The following is a 17,411-nucleotide window of genomic DNA, read 5'->3' on the forward strand; positions in this document are numbered from 1 at the left end:
CGCCGCCCGCCGCCGCGCCCTGCCCTGGCCGGCGCTGCGCCGCCCGGCCGTCCGGCTGCGGCCCACCCTGCGGCTGCGGCTCACCCTGCTCAACGGGGTGCTGCTGGTGGGCGCCGGGGCGATCCTGGTGCTGCTGGCCTGGCTGCTGGTCCGCGACGCGCTGCGCCCCACCGACGAGCTGGTCCCCGGCACCACCGTGCTGCTGGCCGACGGCCGGCTGCTCGACGCCGGGCAGTGGCAGCAGCAGCTCGTCGACGCGGCGTCGAACGAGCTGCTGGCCAAGGGCCTGGTGGCGCTGCTGGCGATCAGCGTGGTCGGGGTGGCCGGCGCGTACGCGGTGGCCGGGCGGGCGCTGCGCCCGCTGCACCAGGTCACCGCGACCGCCCAGCGGCTCGGCGAGGCCACCCTCGACCAGCGGATCGGCTGGTCCGGGGCGGACGACGAGGTGGCCGAGCTGGCCAAGACGTTCGACGCCATGCTGGACCGGATCGCCGCCGCGTTCGAGGCGCAGAAGCGCTTCGTGGCCAACGCCTCGCACGAGCTGCGCACCCCGCTGGCGGTGATGCGGACCGAGATCGACGTGACGCTCAGCGACGACGAGGCGGACGCCGCCGAGTACCGCCGGATGGCCACCGTGGTCCGGGACGCCTCCGAGCGGGCCAACGGGCTGGTCGACGCGCTGCTGGTGCTCGCCCGCAGCGAGGCCCAGGCCGGCCGGCGGCTGGGCCGGCGCGCCGAGTGCGACCTGGCCACAGGCACCGTCAACGCGCTCTCGGCCGTGCGCCGGGAGGTGGAGCGGATCGGGCTGCGGGTGCAGACGTCCCTGGAGCCGGCCCCGGTCGTCGGCGACCCCGGGCTGCTGGACCGGCTGGCCGGAAACCTGATCGAGAACGCGGTCCGCTACAACCACCTGCACGGCCTGATCCGGGTGCGCACCGGCACGGACGGCCGCTCGTCCTGGTTGGTCGTCGCCAACACCGGGTTCGAGGTCAGTCAGGCCGACGTGCCGGGGCTGTTCGAGCCGTTCCGCCGGGGCGGGCAGGAACGCACCGGGGCCCGGGGTTCCGGGCTGGGACTGTCCATCGTCCGGGCGGTCTGCGACGCGCACGGCGGGACCGTGCGGGTCGTCGCCCAGCCCGGCGGCGGCCTTGAGGTCACGGTGACCCTGCCCGCCGACGTCACGCCGGTTCTGACCGGCCAGGCCCACGGCGGCGGGCGGCTCACGACCGACCGGTGACGCCCGGCCCGCCGCCCTGGCGGCACGCCGGCGGGCCAGCGGGGGTCGGTGCGCCGCGCCGGCCCGCACCAACGTCCCGCCAGGACGGCGGCACGTCGCCGGGCCCGCCCGGCGCTCAGCTTTTCGTGTGCCCGGCCCGGCTGACCCGGCGCGGCGGGTCAGCCGGGTGGGCTGGTCCGGGCAGGTCAGGTAGCCGGTCCGCCCCGGGCGCTCGGCCGGCGGACCGACGCGGTCGGGCAGAGCCACCGAGCGGTCGGGCACAATACGCCGTCCGTGCTGGACGGCCGCCGGACGATAGGCCAAGGTGTGATGGCGCCATGTCCCACGCGGTGCGCCCAGGACCGGCCGCGCCTCAGGCCGTCCGGCGCCCGCGGCCACCCCCCGTTCGACATGCTCCGGGAGTTGCCCGTGACCCACCCCTCGGCCCTGGCCCGCCGAACCCTGGCGGCGCTCACCGCCGCCGCCCTGACCACCGCCGGCCTCGCCGTCGCCGGCCCGGCGAGCGCCGCGCCCGGCCACCCCACCGTGGTCTCCACCGTCCCGTCGGCCGCGTCGCCGAACATCCAGGACGGCACGGTGTTCGCCATCCACGACGCCGGCACGAAGATCATCGCGGCGGGATCGTTCAGCAAGGTGCGCAACCGCAACTCCGACGTGGACATCACCCGTGACTACGTGCTCGCCTTCGACAAGGCCACCGGAGAGGTCGACACCGCGTTCGCGCCGACCGTCGACAACGAGGTGAGCGCGGTGGCGGCCGGGCCGACCGCCGGCACCGTCTACCTGGCCGGCAAGTTCAACACGGTCAACGGCGTCACCCGGCGCAAGGTGGCCCTGGTCGACGTCGCCACCGGGGCCACGGTCACCAGCTTCGCCGGGCCGGCGTTCAACGGCCTGGTCGACGACGTCGCCCTGGCCGGCAACCGGCTGCTCGTCGGCGGCATCTTCACCACTGCCGGCAACGCCAACCCGCGCGGCGGGCTTGCCTCGCTCAACGCCGCCACCGGCGCGCTGGACGGCTACCTCACCACCACCCTCACCGAGAACCACAACTACGACGGGGTGAGCGGCGCCAAGGCCGGCGTGGGCGCGGAGAAGCTCGCGCTCTCCCCGGACGGCACCCAGCTCGTGGTGATCGGCAACTTCAAGAAGGCCGACGGGGTGCTGCACGACCAGATCGTGAAGCTGGACCTCGGCGCCACCGCCGCCACCGTCGCCGACTGGAACACCAGCCGGTACACCCCGCGCTGCTCGTACGGGGCGTTCGACTCGTACATGCGGGACGTGGCCTTCGCCCCGGACGGCAGCTACTTCGTGGTGGTCACCACCGGCGGGAAGTACAGCGGAACGCTGTGCGACACCGCCGCCCGCTGGGAGGCCGCCGCGACCGGCGACGCCCAGCAGCCCACCTGGATCGACTACTCCGGCGGCGACACCTTCCTCTCCGTCGGGATCAGCGAGCAGGCCGTCTACGTCGGCGGGCACCTGCGTTGGCTGAACAACAGCTTCGGCGGCGACTCCGCGCAGGCCGGGGCCATCGGCCGGGCCAGCATCGCCGCCCTCGACCCGGGCAACGGGCTGCCGCTGTCCTGGAACCCCGGCCGGCGCCCGCGCGGCTACGGCGTGGCCGAGCTGCTGGTCACCCCGGAGGGCATCTGGCTCGGCTCCGACCAGTCCTGGATCGGCAACTTCTCCTACCGCCGGGAACGGATCGCGTTCTTCCCGCTGACCGGCGGCAACGCCCCGCACCCGACCACCACCGCCGGCCTGCCCGGCACCGTTTACCAGGCCGGGATTCCGGTGCCCACCAACGTGCTGCACCGGGTGAACGCCGGCGGCCCCGCCGTCGCCTCCACCACCGGCGGGCCGGACTGGAGCGCCGACGACGCCGGCAACCCCAGCCCGTACCACAACGCCGGCAGCAGCGCCTCGGGCTTCGCCGCCGTGGGCAGCCTGGACGCCACCGTCCCGGCCGGCACCCCGGCCGGGCTGTTCAACACCGAGCGGTACGACGCCGCGGCCGCCCCCGAGATGCAGTGGGACCTTCCGGTGCCGGCCGGCACCGAGGTGGAGGTCCGCCTCTACCTCGCCAACCGGTACGCCGGCACCTCGACCCCCGGCAAGCGGATCTTCGACGTGACGCTCGACGGCACCCTCGTCCTGGACAACCTCGACCTGTCGGCCACGCCCGGGCACGACATCGGCACCATGCGGTCGTTCACGATCGTCAGCGACGGCAGCGTCGACATCGACTTCGGGCACGTGGTGGAGAACCCGATCGTCAACGCCATCGAGATCGTCAAGACCGGCCCGCCGCCCGCCGGCACGGGCGACGAGGTGCAGGCCCGCTCGTACGACGGGGCGGCCACGGTCGGCGCGGCTACCCCGGTGGCCAACCCGGACAACACCGCGTGGTCCACGGCCAGGGGCGCGTTCTGGGTGGGCGGCACCCTGTTCTACGCGATGAACGGCGCGCTCCAGCGGCGTACCTTCGACGGGGCCACCTTCGGCACGCCCAGCCTCGTCGACCCGTACCACGACGCGTACTGGGACACGGTGGAGACCGACTCCGGGCCGACCGGCCAGACCTTCGTCGGGGTGAACACCAACTTCTACCCCGAGATCGCGAACGTGACCGGCATGTTCTACACCGCCGGCCGGCTCTACTACACCCTCGCCGGCCAGGGCGGCCTGTACTGGCGCTGGTTCACCCCGGACAGCGGCGCGGTCGGCGCCGACAAGTTCACCGTCGCGGGGGTGACCGGATTCACCGACACCGGCTCGCTCCTGCTGGCCGGCGGCACCCTGTACCGGGTCAGCCGCTCGACCGGCGCGCTCGCCTCGACCGCGTGGGCCGGCGGCGTGCCCACCGGCGCGTTCACCACCGTCAGCGGCCCCGCCGTGGACGGGGTCGACTGGCGCGCCAAGGCCGCCTTCGTCGGCCCGTAGACCCCCGTCGCACCACGGGGTGTCCCGGCCCGGTTCCGCGTCCGCGCGGGGCCGGGCCGGGCCCGTTCCCGGGTACGCCGAAAAGGCGTTGCCCGGACCGGCGGGGGCTGACAAGATCGGCTGCGTCAGCCCGACGGCCGGAGGGAGGTGCGGTTGATGTCCACGACCAGTCCCGCGCCCCGCCTCACCCGCCGCTGACCTCTGCCGATCACGCGGGGCGCTCCACTCCTTCATGGAGGAACACCGTGAGTGCACGGATCAGGAACATCAGCTTCGACTGCCACGACACCTACACGCTGGCCGGCTTCTGGGCGGAGGTGTTCGGCTCCGAGCGGCAGCCCGACGACTTCCCCGGTGACCCGGAGGCGATGGTGCTCACCGGAGACGGGGAGACCGTGCTGTTCATCCAGGTGCCGGAGGACAAGACGGTGAAGAACCGCGTCCACCTGTGCCTGGAGCCCGCCGACCGGACCAGGGACGCCGAGGTTGAGCGCCTGCTCGCCCTCGGTGCCACCCAGGTCGACGACCGGCGGCGGCCGGACGGCACCGGCTGGGTGGTGCTCGCCGACCCGGAGGGCAACGAGTTCTGCGTGCTGCGCAGCACCGCCGAGCGGGCCGCCACGGCCTGACGGCCTGACGGCCTGACGGCACTTTCACGGAAAGAGTGGCCATTCCCGCCGGAATGACCACTCTTTCCGTGAACGAGTGGGTGTATGGAAGCTGGAGCGGGCGGGCCGCGACGGCGTGACCCGGCGGACGGGACGGGCCCCCTTCGCCGCGATGGCGGAGGGGGCCCTTGTCACGCGTGGGTCAGGAGCGCTGCTCGATCTGGCCGCGCATGGTGACGAACTCGGCCTTCGCCTGTGCGCCGGTCTTGAAGTACGTCACGATCATGCCGACGCTGCCCTTGTCGGCCCAGGCGCAGACGCCCAGCTTGACGCCCTCGCTCTTGCCGTCGCCGCAGCGCGCCTCGCCGCCCAGCGGGCCCGGGTCCACCGCGACGACGTTGCTCACGGTCAGCTCGGTGCCGATGCCGGTGAACGTGTCGTCCAGCTCCTTCTTCGGGTCGGTCACCAGGCCGGACGCCGCGGCGATCATCACCAGGTCATTCTTGGCCATGTCGCCGTAGAACGCCCCGGCGGTGCTGGTCTCGTTCTGCACCGTGGACTTCATCTCGGAGATCATCCCCTCCACCGCCGTCTGGAGCGCGGGATCGGTGGCCTTCGCCCGGCCGGCGAGGGTGGCCGGTGCGGTCACCCGGGTCTTGGTGGCCTCGACCGCGTCGTTGACGTCGTCCTTGACGGCGAACCAGGCGATCGCCCCGCCGCCGCAGCAGAGCACCAGCACCACGGCCAGGACGATCAGCACGATCTTGCCGGTCTTGGACTTCTTCGGCGCCGGCGGCAGCGGCGTGGCCTCCGGCGCGCCGTACGGCTGGCCGTATGGCTGGCCGGCCGGCGGGTAGCCGCCCTGCTGCGGGGCGGGCTGCTCGCCGTACGGCTGCTGCGGCTGGTTCGGGTAGGGGTTGCCCGGCTGGGACATGTTGAGTCAGCTCCAGATAGTCGATCAGGAGCGGTGATCGTAGCCAGCCGGTCCGACAGCCGCTGCCCTGCCCGCCGGCTGAAACGACGACCGCGGTGGCCGGAGCGCCCCAGGGGGACGCCCGTGCCACCGCGGTCGCGGGGGAGCGGGGTGGGTCAGGCGGGCAGGCTGGCCGCGCCGCGTGGCAGGAACCGCCGGCCGGTGACCCGCTCGCTGGTGCCGGTCCGGTCCAGGTACGGCGTGACGCCGCCCAGGTGGAACGGCCAGCCGGCGCCGAGGATCATGCACAGGTCGATGTCCTGCGCCTCGGCGACGACGCCCTCGTCGAGCATGAGCCGGATCTCCTGCGCCAGCGCGTCGAGCGCGTTCTGCCGCACCTGCTCGGCGGTCAGCGGCGCGTCGCCGACCACGAGCAGCTTGGCCACCTCGTCGTTGATCTGGTCGTCGACCACGATCGGCTGGCCCGCCTCGGCGATCCGCTTCAGGTTCTCGCTGACGGTGAACCGGTCCGGGAACGCCGCGTGCAGCGTGCCGCCCACGTGGTGCGCCACGGCCGGGCCGACGAGCTGGAGCAGGGCGAGCGGGCGCATCGGCAGGCCCAGCGGGTCCAGCGCGGCGTTCGCCACGTCCAGCGGGGTGCCCGCGTCCACGGCGGCGAAGACGGTGCCGAGGAAGCGGGTGAGCAGCCGGTTCACCACGAACGCCGGGGCGTCGGAAACCAGCACCGACGACTTCTTCAGCAGCTTGCCGACCGCGAACGCGGTGGCCAGGGTGGCGTCGTCGGTGCGCTCGCCCCGGACGATCTCCAGCAGCGGCAGCACGGCGACCGGGTTGAAGAAGTGGAAGCCGACCACTCGCTCCGGGTGCTCCAGCTCCTCGGCCATCGCGCTGATCGACAGGCTGGAGGTGTTGGTGGCGAGCACCGCCTCCGGGGAGACGATCTTCTCCAGCTCGGCCCAGACCTGCTTCTTGACGCCCAGGTCCTCGAAGACGGCCTCGATGACGAAGTCGGCGTCGGCGAACACGGCCTTGTCGACCGAGCCGCTGACCAGGCCGTACAGCTTGGCGGCCGTGCCCTTGTCCATCCGGCCCTTGCTGACGGCCTTCTCGATCTGGGTGTGCACGTAGCCCACGCCCTTGTCGACCCGGCCCTGGTCCAGGTCGGTCATGACGACCGGCACCTGGAGGCGGCGGGCGAACAGCAGCGCGAGCTGGCTGGCCATCAGGCCGGCGCCGACGATGCCGACCTTGGTGACCGGGCGGGCAAGGCCCTTGTCCGGCGCGCCGGCCGGCCGCTTGGCCCGCCGCTGCACCAGGTCGAACGCGTACAGCCCGCTGCGCAGCTCCTCGGAGAAGATCAGGTCCGCGAGGGCCTCGTCCTCGGCGGCGGTGCCGGCCGCGAAGTCCGCGTCCTTCGCCGTCTCCAGCAGGTCCAGCGCCCGGTACGCGGCCGGGACCGCGCCGTGCAGCCGCTGGTCCAGCGTCTGCCGGGCGAAGTACAGCACGCCGGCCCACATGTCCTTGTCGACCTCGGGCCGGGTCACGGTGACCTCGCCGCGGACCACGCCGGCGGCCCACTCCAGGGACCGCTCCAGGAAGTCCGCCGGCTCCAGCAGCACGTCGGCGATGCCCAGCTCGGCGGCCTGCTTCGGCCTGAGCATCTTGTTCTGCATCAGCGGGTTCTGCAGGATCACCTGGGTGGCGGCCGGGATGCCGATCAGGTTCGGCAGGAGCTGGGTGCCGCCCCAGCCGGGGACCAACCCGAGGGAGACCTCGGGCAGGGCGAGCGCGGAGGCCCCGCCGGACAGGGTCCGGTAGTGGCAGTGCAGGGCCAGCTCCAGGCCGCCGCCCATCGCCGCGCCGTTGACGAAGGCGAACGTCGGGACCTGGCTGTCCTTGAGCCGGGCGAAGACCCGGTGGCCGAGCCGGCCGATCTCCAGGGCCTGCTCCCGGTCGGCGAGCTGCGGCAGGCTGGTGAGGTCCGCCCCGACGCAGAAGATGTACGGCTTCCCGGTGACCGCGACGAACGCCGGGTCGGCGGCGAGGGCTGCGGTGATCGCCTCGTCCAGGCTGGTCAGCCCGCCCGGGCCGAAGCTGTTCGGCTTGGTGTGGTCGAAGCCGTTGTCGAGGGTGATCAGGGCGGCCGGCCGGTCCAGCCCCGGCACGTTCACCTGACGCAGCAGCGCCCTGGTGACCACCTCGTTCGGTGCGGCGAGCGCGCTCACTTGTTGCCCTCCTGTCCAGCCTCGGCGGCGGAACCGGTCCAGTTCGGGTTCTCCCAGATGACCGTGCCGCCCATGCCGATGCCGATGCACATGGCGGTGAGGCCGTAGCGGACCTCGGGATGCTCGGCGAACTGCCGGGCGAGCTGGGTCATCAGCCGCACGCCGGAGGAGGCGAGCGGGTGGCCGACGGCGATCGCACCGCCCCACGGGTTGACCCGGGAGTCGTCGTCGGCGATCCCGAAGTGGTCGAGGAAGGCGAGCACCTGCACGGCGAACGCCTCGTTCAGCTCGAACAGGCCGATGTCGTCGATGCTCAGGCCGGCGATGCGCAGGGCCTTCTCGGTCGACGGGATCGGGCCGACGCCCATCACCTCGGGCTCGACGCCGACGAAGCCGTACGACACCAGCCGCATGGCGATCGGCAGGCCCAGCTCGCGGGCGGTGTCCTCGGCGGCGATCAGGCTCGCGGTGGCGCCGTCGTTCAGGCCTGCGGCGTTGCCCGCGGTGACCTTGCCGTGCGGGCGGAACGGGGTCTTGAGGGTGGCGAGCTTCTCCAGCGAGGTGTCCCGGGGGGCCTCGTCGACGGTGGCCAGCCCCCAGCCGCCGTCGGCGTCGCGGACCGCCATCGGCACCAGGTCGCCCTGGAGCTTGTCGTTGGCGTACGCCTTCGCGGTCTTCTGCTGCGAGGCGAGCGCGAACGCGTCGGCGCGGCCCTTGGTGACCTGTGGGACCCGGTCGTGCAGGTTCTCCGCGGTCGCGCCCATGACCAGCGCGGACGGGTCGACCAGCTTCTCCGCGACGATCCGCGGGTTGGGGTCGACGCCCTCGCCCATCGGGTGCCGGCCCATGTGCTCGACGCCGCCGGCGATCGCGATGTCGTACGCGCCCATGGCGATGCCGCCGGCCACGGTGGTGACGGCGGTCATCGCCCCGGCGCACATCCGGTCGATGGCGAAGCCGGGGACGGTCTTGGGCAGGCCGGCCAGCAGGGCCGCGGTGCGGCCGATGGTCAGGCCCTGGTCGCCGATCTGGGTGGTGGCGGCGATGGCGACCTCCTCGACCCGCTCCGGCGGAAGCTGCGGGTTGCGGCGCAGCAGCTCGCGGATGCAGCGGATCACCAGGTCGTCGGCGCGGGTGTTGGCGTACATGCCACCCGCCTTGCCGAACGGGGTGCGGACGCCGTCGACGAAGACGACATCCCGGACTTCACGGGGCACTTGAGCCTCCTTCTCGACCAAAATTCGGCCTCGGGCGCCGACGGGCGGCACTTCGGGCCGGATGAAGGTCGCCGGCACGGGCGGGGCCCCTCGGATGCTACTCGCCAGTAACCATCGCCGGCACCCACCCCACTGTGTCCCACCCCACACCGCCCCCGCGCCCCACTGACACCTTCTGCCCCACTGCCCCCGCGGGTGGCCGGGGTCGGGGTTAGGGGGTCGGGGGGGCCAGGGCCGCGGTCAGGTCGTTGGCCAGGAGGGCGATCTGCCACTCGCGGGCGCCGAAGCCGCGCAGCGTCTCGGCCACCGCGTCCTCGGTGACCTCGTCCGGCGGGGTCCAGGCGAGACGGCGCACCGAGTCCGGGGTGATCAGATTCTCCGGCGGCAGGGTGTGCGCACCGGCGATGCGAACCACCACCTCCCGGCACCGGGCCAGCCGGCCGGCGGCCACCGGGTCCCGCTCCGCCCACCGGTGCGGCGGGGGAGGCCCCTCCACCGCCGGGGTGACCGGCAGCGCGTCCTCCGGTAACTGCCGGGCGTCGTCGAGGGCCGCCAGCCAGGTGCGGGCCAGCCGGCGCACCGACCGGCCACCGAACCCGGGCAGGGTGAGCAGGGTCTTCTCGTCCCCCGGGTCCAGCTCCGCGGCGGCCACGATCGCCGAGTCCGGCAGCACCCGGCCGGGCGCGGCGTCCCGGCGGGCGGCGATCTGGTCCCGGGCGTACCAGAGGGAACGGACCCTGGCCTGGGCACGGGCGCCGCGCACCCGGTGGATGCCCGAGGTGCGCCGCCACGGCTCCGCGCGGACCCGGGGTGGGCGGGCGCCGTTGCGCACCAGGGCGGCGAACTCCTCCGCCGCCCACGCCGACTTGCCCTGCCGGGCCAGCTCCCCGTCGAGGGCGTCGCGCAGGTCGGTCAGCATCTCCACGTCAAGGGCGGCGTAGGTGAGCCACGACTCCGGCAGCGGCCGGCTCGACCAGTCCGCAGCCGAGTGGTGCTTCTCCAGGGTGAACCCGAGTAGCTGCTCGGTCAGCGCGGCCAGGCCGACCCGCTCGAATCCGGCCAGCCGAGCGGCCAGTTCCGTGTCGAACAGCCGCCGCGGGCGCAGCCCCACCTCGGCCAGGCAGGGCAGGTCCTGGCTGGCGGCGTGCAGCACCCACTCGACGTCGGCGATCGCCGCGTCCAGGGTGCTGAGGTCGGGCAGCGGCAGTGGGTCGATCAGCGCAGTGCCCGCGCCGGCCCGCCGTAGCTGGACGAGATAGGCGCGCTGGCTGTAGCGGTACCCCGAGGCGCGCTCGGCATCCAGGGCCACCGGGCCGGTGCCGGCCGCGAACCGGGCCACCACCTCGGCGAGCTCGGCCTCGGTGGCCACCGGCAGAGGGGTGCCGTCGCGGGGGGCGGTCAGCGGCACGGGCTCGCCGCCGGTCGGTTCGGGCACCGCGTCCACCGGCTCCGGCGCGGCCGACGGCGAGTGGTGCGGCGCGTCTCCGGCACGGTTTTCGGCGGCCCGACGGCGCAGGGGTGGTTCGTCGGTCACCTGCCAACCCTAGTGCGCCGGAGGATCCGGTGCGCGCAGCCGGGTACGGCGTGTGTCGGCCTCGGCGCCTTGACCCGACATGGCAGGGTCGGACATCGGGGGAGACAAAGCGCGACAGCGCAGGTACGGTCCTCCGGGCCGCCGACCGGTGACGAACCCGCGTCGGCGGGCATCGGGGGCGTCTACGGGGAGGACGTGGCGATGACGACGGCTGGGTACGGTCCGACAGGCACGGGGCAGGGACCCGACGAGGGTTCCGGGGACGGCTGGCAGGACCCCGCCCGTACCGCCGAGGCGTGGCCCGGCCCGGCCCGGCCCGGCCCGCTGCCGCCACGAATCGTCCCGCCCGTACCCGCCGCCGGCCCGTACCCGCCGCCCGTAATCCCCGGTCAGGCCCCTGTCCCCGGTCAGGCCCCCGTCCCCGGTCAGGCCCCCGTCCCCGGTCAGGCCGGCTGGGCTCCGCCGCCGAACGCCGGCCAGTGGGGTGGGCCGGCGCCGGCCGCCGGGCAGTACCCGCCGGTGCACGGGCAGCAGCCGACCCCGCCCGGCGGTCCGGCCGCGCAGCCCCCGGCCTCCGGCCAGGCGTACCCGCCGCAGGGCATGCCGTCTCCCGGGCCGTCCTGGCCCGCCGTGCCGGCCCCGGCCGCCGCCCCGACCCCACGCGCCCGGGGCCGTGCGCTCACCCTGGTCGCGCTCGGGTTGGCCGTGGTGCTGGCCGTGGTGGCGGGCGTGCAGGCGTACCAGATCCACCGGCTCTCCGGCCGGCTCTCCGCGACCGACCAGCGGCTGGCCGCCGCGCAGCAGGGCGACGGCACCCGGCTCGACGACCTGGACCAGCGGGCCCAGGTCCTGGAGAAGCAGGCGGGGGCCCAGTTCAACCCCGAGGCGGTGGCCAGCGCCGTGCTGCCCAGCGTGTTCCGGGTGCGGGCCGGGCAGTTCACCGGCACCGCCTTCGCGGTCGGCAAGCCGGCCGACGGCGGCGGGACGAACCTGTTCACCAACTTCCACGTGGTGGAGTCGGTCTGGCAGGGCGGCGGTAGGGAGGTCTTCCTGGAGCGCACCGACCAGCGGTACCCGGCCACCATCGTCAAGGTCGACGAGGCGAACGACGTCGCGCAGCTGCGCACCAACAGCAAGTTCACCGGCCTGGTGACGGCGTCCGCCGCGGTCAAGTCCGGCCAGCAGATCGTCGTGGTCGGCGCGCCGCTCGGCCTCCAGGACAGCGTCACCACCGGCGTGGTCAGCGCCTTCCGCAAGGCCGAGCAGGGCTCGGGGCCCGTCATCCAGTTCGACGCGCCGATCAACCCCGGAAACTCGGGTGGTCCCGTGATCAACGGCCAGAAGCAGGTCGTCGGGATCGCCACCGCCAAGGCCCGCGATGCCGAGGGCATTGGCCTCGCCGTACCCATCAAGGTCGCCTGCGACGGCTTCCGGATCTGCTGAACCGGCCGTCGCTGCCTCGTACCAGCCCGGTCCGACGCCGTCGTCCGACCACGGGCCAGTCATCTGGAGGATGAGAAACATGTCCCAGCCACCGAGCGGGTCCGGGGGCCAGCCGCCCTACCCGCCGCCGGCAGACCCCGGCCAGCCCGCGCCCCAGCAGTACGGCCCGACCGGCCAGCCGGCCGAGTCGACCCGGCAGTTCGCCCCCGGCCAGTACGGCAGCCCGCAGCCCCCGGCGGAGCCGACGCAGCAGTTCGGCCAGTACGGCGCCCCGCAGCCGGGCCAGTACGGCGCCCCCCAGTCCGCCCCGCCCGCGCCGGCCTACGGCCAGCAGCCGCCGCCGTCGTTCCCGCCCGCGCAGTCGTTCCCGCCCGCGCAGTCGTACGGTCAGCAGCCGCCGCAGTCCGCCCCGCCCGCGCCGGCCTACGGTCAGCAGCCGCCGCAGTCCGCCCCGCCGTTCGGGCAGCCGGTCTCCACCCCGCCGGTCTCCGCCCCGGGGTACGCCCAGCCGATGTCGGTGCCCCCGGCCTCCGGTCCGGGCTTCGGCCAGCCGATGTCCGGCCCGCCCGGCGTGCCGCCGTACGGCCCGGCGGCGCCCGCCGCTGGCAAGGGTCGGCGCAGCGTGCTGGTGCTGGCCCTGGTGGCCGGGCTGCTCTTCGTCCTCGGCGGCGTGATGACCGGCCTCTACGTGACCAAGGGCAACGAGCTGGACCGCACGGAGAAGCGGCTGACCGCCCAGGTCAGCGAGCGGGACGGGACGATCACGGCGAACAAGACCGAGATCGAGAAGCTCAAGAAGGACCTGCAGGGCGTGCGGGACAAGCTCTCGAACACCGAGCAGGACCTCACCGGCACCCGCAACGACCGCGACGAGCAGGCCCGGCAGAAGAAGGTCATCGCCACCTGCCTGGACAAGCTCACCACCGCGCTGACCGCGGCTGCGGCGAACAACAAGGCCGCGTACGACAAGGCCACCCAGGGAATGAACAAGATCTGCGACGAGGCCGAGGACTACCTCTGACGGGTGCGCCCGTCCGGGCCGCGTTCACCGGATTCCGGTCCGGTGGGCGCGGCCCGCGTCGTTTCCGTCTCGTCCCTGCCCTCGGAATGGGCTCGCCGTGCCGGGTCGGCGGGTCAGGCGGCGCCGGCCGGACGGCGCTCCGGGAGGGCGGTCACCCCGGGCGGCGGCAGACCCGCCGTCGAGGCGAGCAGCGCGCACCAGGCCAGCAGGTGCGGGGTCAGGTCCTCGCCGAGCGGCGTCCAGGAGGCCCGGATCTCGATGTCGGCGACGGTCGGCGACCCGGCCAGGTCGCCGAACCGAGTCGACATCGTCTGGGTGATCGTGCCCCCGATCGCCCGGTGCGGGGCCTCCTGGGCGTCCAGCGCGTCGGTCAGCCAGGTCCAGCCCACCCCGGGCAGCAACGGGTCGGTGGCCAGGTCGGACTCCAGCTCCGCCGTGACGTAGGTGACCAGCCGCAGGGTGCCCTGCCAGGCCTCGTGCCCGGCCGGGTCGTGCAGCAGGATCAACCGCCCGGTGGCGACCTCGTCGCCGTCGCGCAACACCGTCGCGGAGAGCGCGAACGCGTACGGCGCGAGCCGCTGCGGTGCGCCGACCTCCTCCAGGATGATCTCCGACCGGGGCGCGGCCGACCGCAGCCCGGCGACCGCGCGGGCGAAGGTCTCCGGGAGCGCGATCGGGGGAACCATGAGGGCAGCCTATGCCGCCTCCCGCCCGGCTGCCGGAAACGGCACGCCGACAGCCCGCCCCGCCGGGCGGGGGTGGGTCACAAAAGGTGGCGGGGGTGGGAGACGGGCGTCGGGGGCGTGGCACGATTGCCGCGATGACCACCGACACCACGGGCGCTGCCGCCCGAGACGGAGAATCCCGCCGCGGCGGGCCGGCCGACTCCCCGTTCGTCCGGGCCTGCCGGCGCGAGGACGGCCCGCGCACCCCGGTCTGGTTCATGCGCCAGGCCGGCCGGTCGCTGCCGGAGTACCGCGAGATCCGCAAGAACGTGGGGATGCTGGAGTCCTGCCGCCGCCCCGAGCTGGTCGCCGAGATCACCCTCCAGCCGGTGCGCCGACACCGGGTCGACGCGGCGATCCTGTTCAGCGACATCGTGGTCCCGGTCGCCGCCGCCGGAGTGGACCTGGACATCGTCCCGGGCACCGGGCCGGTGGTGGCCGAGCCGGTGCGCACCGCCGCCGACGTCGAGCGGATCCGGCCGATCACCCGCGACGACGTCTCCTACGTGGACTCCGCGGTCCGGCTGCTCGTCGCCGAGCTGGGCGACACCCCGCTGATCGGCTTCGCCGGCGCCCCGTTCACCCTGGCCAGCTACCTGGTCGAGGGCGGCCCGTCGCGCACCCACGCGAAGACCAAGGCCCTGATGTACGGCGACCCGGAGCTGTGGCACGCGCTCTGCGACCGGCTGGCCGACGTGGCATGCGCGTTCCTGCGGGTGCAGGTCGACGCCGGGGTGTCCGCGGTGCAGCTGTTCGACTCGTGGGCCGGCGCGCTCTCCGAGGCCGACTACCGGCGGTACGTCCTGCCGCACTCGACGAAGGTCCTGTCCGGGCTGGCCGACGCCGGGGTGCCCCGGATCCACTTCGGGGTGGGCACCGCCGAGCTGCTCGGCGCGATGGGCGAAGCCGGGGCCGACGTCGTCGGGGTGGACTGGCGTACCCCACTGGACGTGGCGACCCGCCGGATCGGCGCCGACCGGGCCGTGCAGGGCAACCTGGACCCGGCGGTGCTGCTCGCCCCGTGGCCGGTGGTGGAGGCCGAGGTGCGGCGGATCCTCGCCGAGGGCCGGGCCGCCCCCGGCCACGTGTTCAACCTCGGTCACGGCGTGCTGCCGGAGACCGATCCGGACGTGTTGACCAGGGTGGTCGCGCTGGTACACGAGGTGTCCGCGCGTCCGACGGAGTGAGGGAGTGACCGTGCGGCAACCGTGGCGGGTGGCGATCGTCGGGGGCGGGATCACCGGGCTGGCCGCCGCCGTCCGGCTGCGGGACCGCGCGCCCGCCGGCACCGAGATCACCGTGTACGAACAGTCCGGCGCGCTCGGCGGCAAGCTCCGCACCGGCGAGCTGGCCGGGCAGCCGGTCGAGTTCGGCGCCGAGTCGTTCCTGATGCGCGACCCGGCCGGCGCGGAATCCGCCGCCGTCGCCCTGGCCCGCCGGCTCGGGCTGGCCGACGAGATCGTGCACCCCACCGTCGGGCAGGCCGCCCTCGTGGTCGACGGCGGGCTGCGCCCGATCCCCGGCGGGACGCTGGTGGGCGTACCCGGGGATCTGGCGAAGGTGACGGCGGTCGCGCAGCCGACCGCGGACGCCGACCGCGACGCCGGCCGCCCGCTGCTGGCCCCCGGCGCGGACGTCTCCGTCGGGGCGCTGGTCCGCTCCCGGTTCGGCGACCAGGTGGTGGACCGGCTGGTGGAACCGATGCTCGGCGGCGTCTACGCCGGCCGGGCCGACGACCTGTCCCTGGTCACCACGATGCCCGCGCTGGCCCGCGCGGCCCGCGCGGAGCACACCCTGGTCGGCGCGGTCCGGGCCGCGCAGGCCGCCGCGCCGCGCGCCCCCGGCGCCCCGGTCTTCGGCACCCTGGCCGGCGGGCTGAGCCGGCTGGTCGAGGCCGCCGCCACGGCCAGCGGTGCGACGATCCGCCGGGACGCGGCGGTACGCGAGCTGACCCCGACGGCGACCGGCTGGCGGCTGACCGTCGGCCCGACCCGCGACCCGGAGTCGGTCGAGGCGGACGCCGTGGTGCTGGCCGTGCCGGCCCGCCCGGCAGCCCGGCTGCTGGCCGGGACGGCCCCGGAGGCCGCCGCCACCGTCGGGGCGCTGGACTACGCCAGCGTCGCGCTGATCACCCTGGCCCTGCCCGCGCCGGCGCTGCCGGCGCTGTCCGGGTTCCTGGTGCCGGCCACCGAGGGGCTGCTGATCAAGGCGTCGACGTTCTTCACCACCAAGTGGGGGCACCTGGCCCGGCCGGACGGGCTGGCCCTGGTGCGCGCCTCGGTCGGCCGGTACGGCGATGAGGCCTCCCTCCAGGTCACCGACGCCGACCTGGTCGACACCGTGCACCGGGAGCTGTCGACGGTGCTGGGCACGGCGCTGCCCGCGCCGGTGGCCAGCCACGTGCAGCGGTGGGGCGGGGCGCTGCCGCAGTACACCCCGGGGCACCTCGACCGGGTGGCCGCCGCCCGGGCGGCGCTGCGCGGCGCGCACCCGACGCTGGCCCTGGCCGGCGCCGGCTACGACGGCGTCGGCATCCCGGTCTGCGTCCGTTCCGGCGCGACGGCGGCCGAAGAGATCATCACAGCACTGGGAGGATCGGCAGCATGACCGAGCAGACCAACGCGAGCCGGCTGCGGGAGCTGAACGACAGCATCCGCTACACGATGTGGTCGGTGTACCGGGCCACCAGCCCACTGCCGTCACTGCGCGAGAACGTCACCGGCGAGGTCGAGGCCCTCTTCGAGGAGCTGGCCGGCAAGGACGTGACGGTCCGCGGCACGTACGACGTGGCCGGGCTGCGCGCCGACGCCGACCTGATGATCTGGTGGCACTCGTCGTCCAGCGACGCGCTCCAGGACGCGTACCTGCGGTTCCGCCGGACCACGCTGGGCCGGGCGATGACCCCGGTCTGGTCGCAGATGGCGCTGCACCGGCCGGCGGAGTTCAACAAGAGCCACATCCCGGCGTTCCTGGCCGGCGAGGAGGCCCGGGCGTACGCGTGCGTCTACCCGTTCGTCCGCTCGTACGAGTGGTATCTGCTGCCGGACGCCGAGCGGCGCGAGCTGCTGACCGAGCACGGCAAGATGGCCCGGGGCTACCCGGACGTGCGGGCCAACACGGTCGCCTCGTTCGCCCTCGGCGACTACGAGTGGATGCTCGCCTTCGAGGCCGACGAGCTGCACCGGATCGTCGACCTGATGCGCGACCTGCGGGGGTCCCGGGCCCGTCTGCACGTCCGGGAGGAAGTCCCCTTCTACACCGGCCGCCGCCGCCCGATCGCCGACATCGTCTCCTGCCTCGTGTGACCACAGACCCCTGACACACCCCCACCCCTGCCCCCGCCCCCACCCCTGCCCCCACCCTGCCCCGCACGCCGGGCGCCCGCGCCGTCCCCTCCCTCCCCGCAAATACACGGAATTAGTGGCCTTCCCGGCCGGGAAGGCCACTAATTCCGTGTATTAGGCGCGAGCTTGCCGTGCGGGCGTGTGGGCGTGTGGGCGTGTGGGTGTGGTTGGGGG

At 74.4% G+C, this 17,411-nt stretch carries 13 protein-coding genes; 8 read left to right on the forward strand and 5 right to left on the reverse strand.

From position 1 onward, the window contains the following. The first annotated feature begins 55 nt into the window (after nt 1-55). The 3 genes from GVV04_RS14210 (at nt 56) to GVV04_RS14220 (ending at nt 4,815) form a co-directional block, all read left to right on the forward strand. On the forward strand, nt 56-1,237 hold the full coding sequence (locus tag GVV04_RS14210) for a sensor histidine kinase (RefSeq protein ID WP_235966193.1): 1,182 nt from the start codon (nt 56-58) through the stop codon (nt 1,235-1,237). Between the two features lie 408 nt (nt 1,238-1,645). Beyond that, nucleotides 1,646-4,186 carry a malectin domain-containing carbohydrate-binding protein gene (locus GVV04_RS14215; protein ID WP_161688267.1) on the forward strand — a complete coding sequence of 847 codons (2,541 nt, stop codon included), beginning with the start codon at nt 1,646-1,648 and terminating at the stop codon, nt 4,184-4,186. A 245-nt stretch (nt 4,187-4,431) separates the two neighbouring features. Further along, nucleotides 4,432-4,815: a VOC family protein gene (locus GVV04_RS14220; RefSeq protein WP_161688269.1), complete on the forward strand. Its 384-nt coding sequence runs from the start codon at nt 4,432-4,434 to the stop codon at nt 4,813-4,815. A gap of 181 nt (nt 4,816-4,996) precedes the next feature. Here the strand turns inward: GVV04_RS14220 and GVV04_RS14225 are convergent, their stop codons facing one another. The 4 genes from GVV04_RS14225 to GVV04_RS14240 form a co-directional block, all read right to left on the reverse strand. Then, nucleotides 4,997-5,728, reverse strand: a complete 732-nt coding sequence (locus tag GVV04_RS14225; protein ID WP_161688271.1) for a hypothetical protein — start codon at nt 5,726-5,728, stop codon at nt 4,997-4,999. Between the two features lie 155 nt (nt 5,729-5,883). After that, nucleotides 5,884-7,953, reverse strand: coding sequence for a 3-hydroxyacyl-CoA dehydrogenase NAD-binding domain-containing protein (locus GVV04_RS14230; protein WP_161688273.1), 2,070 nt, complete (start codon nt 7,951-7,953; stop codon nt 5,884-5,886). Then, nucleotides 7,950-9,170: a thiolase family protein gene (locus GVV04_RS14235; RefSeq protein ID WP_161688275.1), complete on the reverse strand. Its 1,221-nt coding sequence runs from the start codon at nt 9,168-9,170 to the stop codon at nt 7,950-7,952. The genes GVV04_RS14230 and GVV04_RS14235 overlap by 4 nt, the downstream gene beginning before the upstream one ends. Before the next feature lie 211 nt (nt 9,171-9,381). After that, complete coding sequence (locus GVV04_RS14240) at nt 9,382-10,704, reverse strand: ribonuclease D (protein WP_161688277.1); 1,323 nt, start codon at nt 10,702-10,704, stop codon at nt 9,382-9,384. A 201-nt stretch (nt 10,705-10,905) separates the two neighbouring features. Here GVV04_RS14240 and GVV04_RS33105 point away from each other — a divergent pair, with 201 nt between their 5' ends. Both GVV04_RS33105 and GVV04_RS14250 read left to right on the forward strand, forming a co-directional pair. Continuing rightward, a complete protein-coding gene (locus GVV04_RS33105) occupies nt 10,906-12,147 on the forward strand; it encodes a S1C family serine protease (RefSeq protein ID WP_235966008.1) in 1,242 nt (413 codons plus the stop codon). Nucleotides 12,148-12,226: 79 nt separating this feature from the next. Beyond that, nucleotides 12,227-13,168 (forward strand): hypothetical protein, encoded by a 942-nt coding sequence (locus tag GVV04_RS14250; RefSeq protein ID WP_161688279.1) that lies wholly within the window; start codon nt 12,227-12,229, stop codon nt 13,166-13,168. Nucleotides 13,169-13,281: 113 nt separating this feature from the next. On the opposite strand, the gene GVV04_RS14255 is transcribed toward GVV04_RS14250, so the two are convergent. Next, the gene (locus tag GVV04_RS14255) at nt 13,282-13,854 is read right to left on the reverse strand and encodes a DUF3000 domain-containing protein (protein ID WP_161688280.1); all 573 of its coding nucleotides are present in this window, start codon (nt 13,852-13,854) and stop codon (nt 13,282-13,284) included. A 134-nt stretch (nt 13,855-13,988) separates the two neighbouring features. Between GVV04_RS14255 and hemE the strand changes: the two genes are divergently transcribed. The 3 genes from hemE to hemQ are packed head-to-tail and all read left to right on the forward strand — an operon-like array spanning nt 13,989 to nt 17,198. Then, nucleotides 13,989-15,080, forward strand: coding sequence for a uroporphyrinogen decarboxylase (hemE, locus tag GVV04_RS14260; protein ID WP_161688282.1), 1,092 nt, complete (start codon nt 13,989-13,991; stop codon nt 15,078-15,080). 10 nt (nt 15,081-15,090) lie between these two features. Next, the gene (gene hemG / locus GVV04_RS14265; RefSeq protein ID WP_161688284.1) at nt 15,091-16,500 is read left to right on the forward strand and encodes a protoporphyrinogen oxidase; all 1,410 of its coding nucleotides are present in this window, start codon (nt 15,091-15,093) and stop codon (nt 16,498-16,500) included. Continuing rightward, complete coding sequence (hemQ, locus tag GVV04_RS14270) at nt 16,497-17,198, forward strand: hydrogen peroxide-dependent heme synthase (protein WP_161688287.1); 702 nt, start codon at nt 16,497-16,499, stop codon at nt 17,196-17,198. The genes hemG and hemQ overlap by 4 nt, the downstream gene beginning before the upstream one ends. Nucleotides 17,199-17,411 lie beyond the last annotated feature (213 nt).

Source organism: Micromonospora rubida, from assembly GCF_009908295.1.
GTDB lineage: Bacteria > Actinomycetota > Actinomycetes > Mycobacteriales > Micromonosporaceae > Micromonospora > Micromonospora rubida.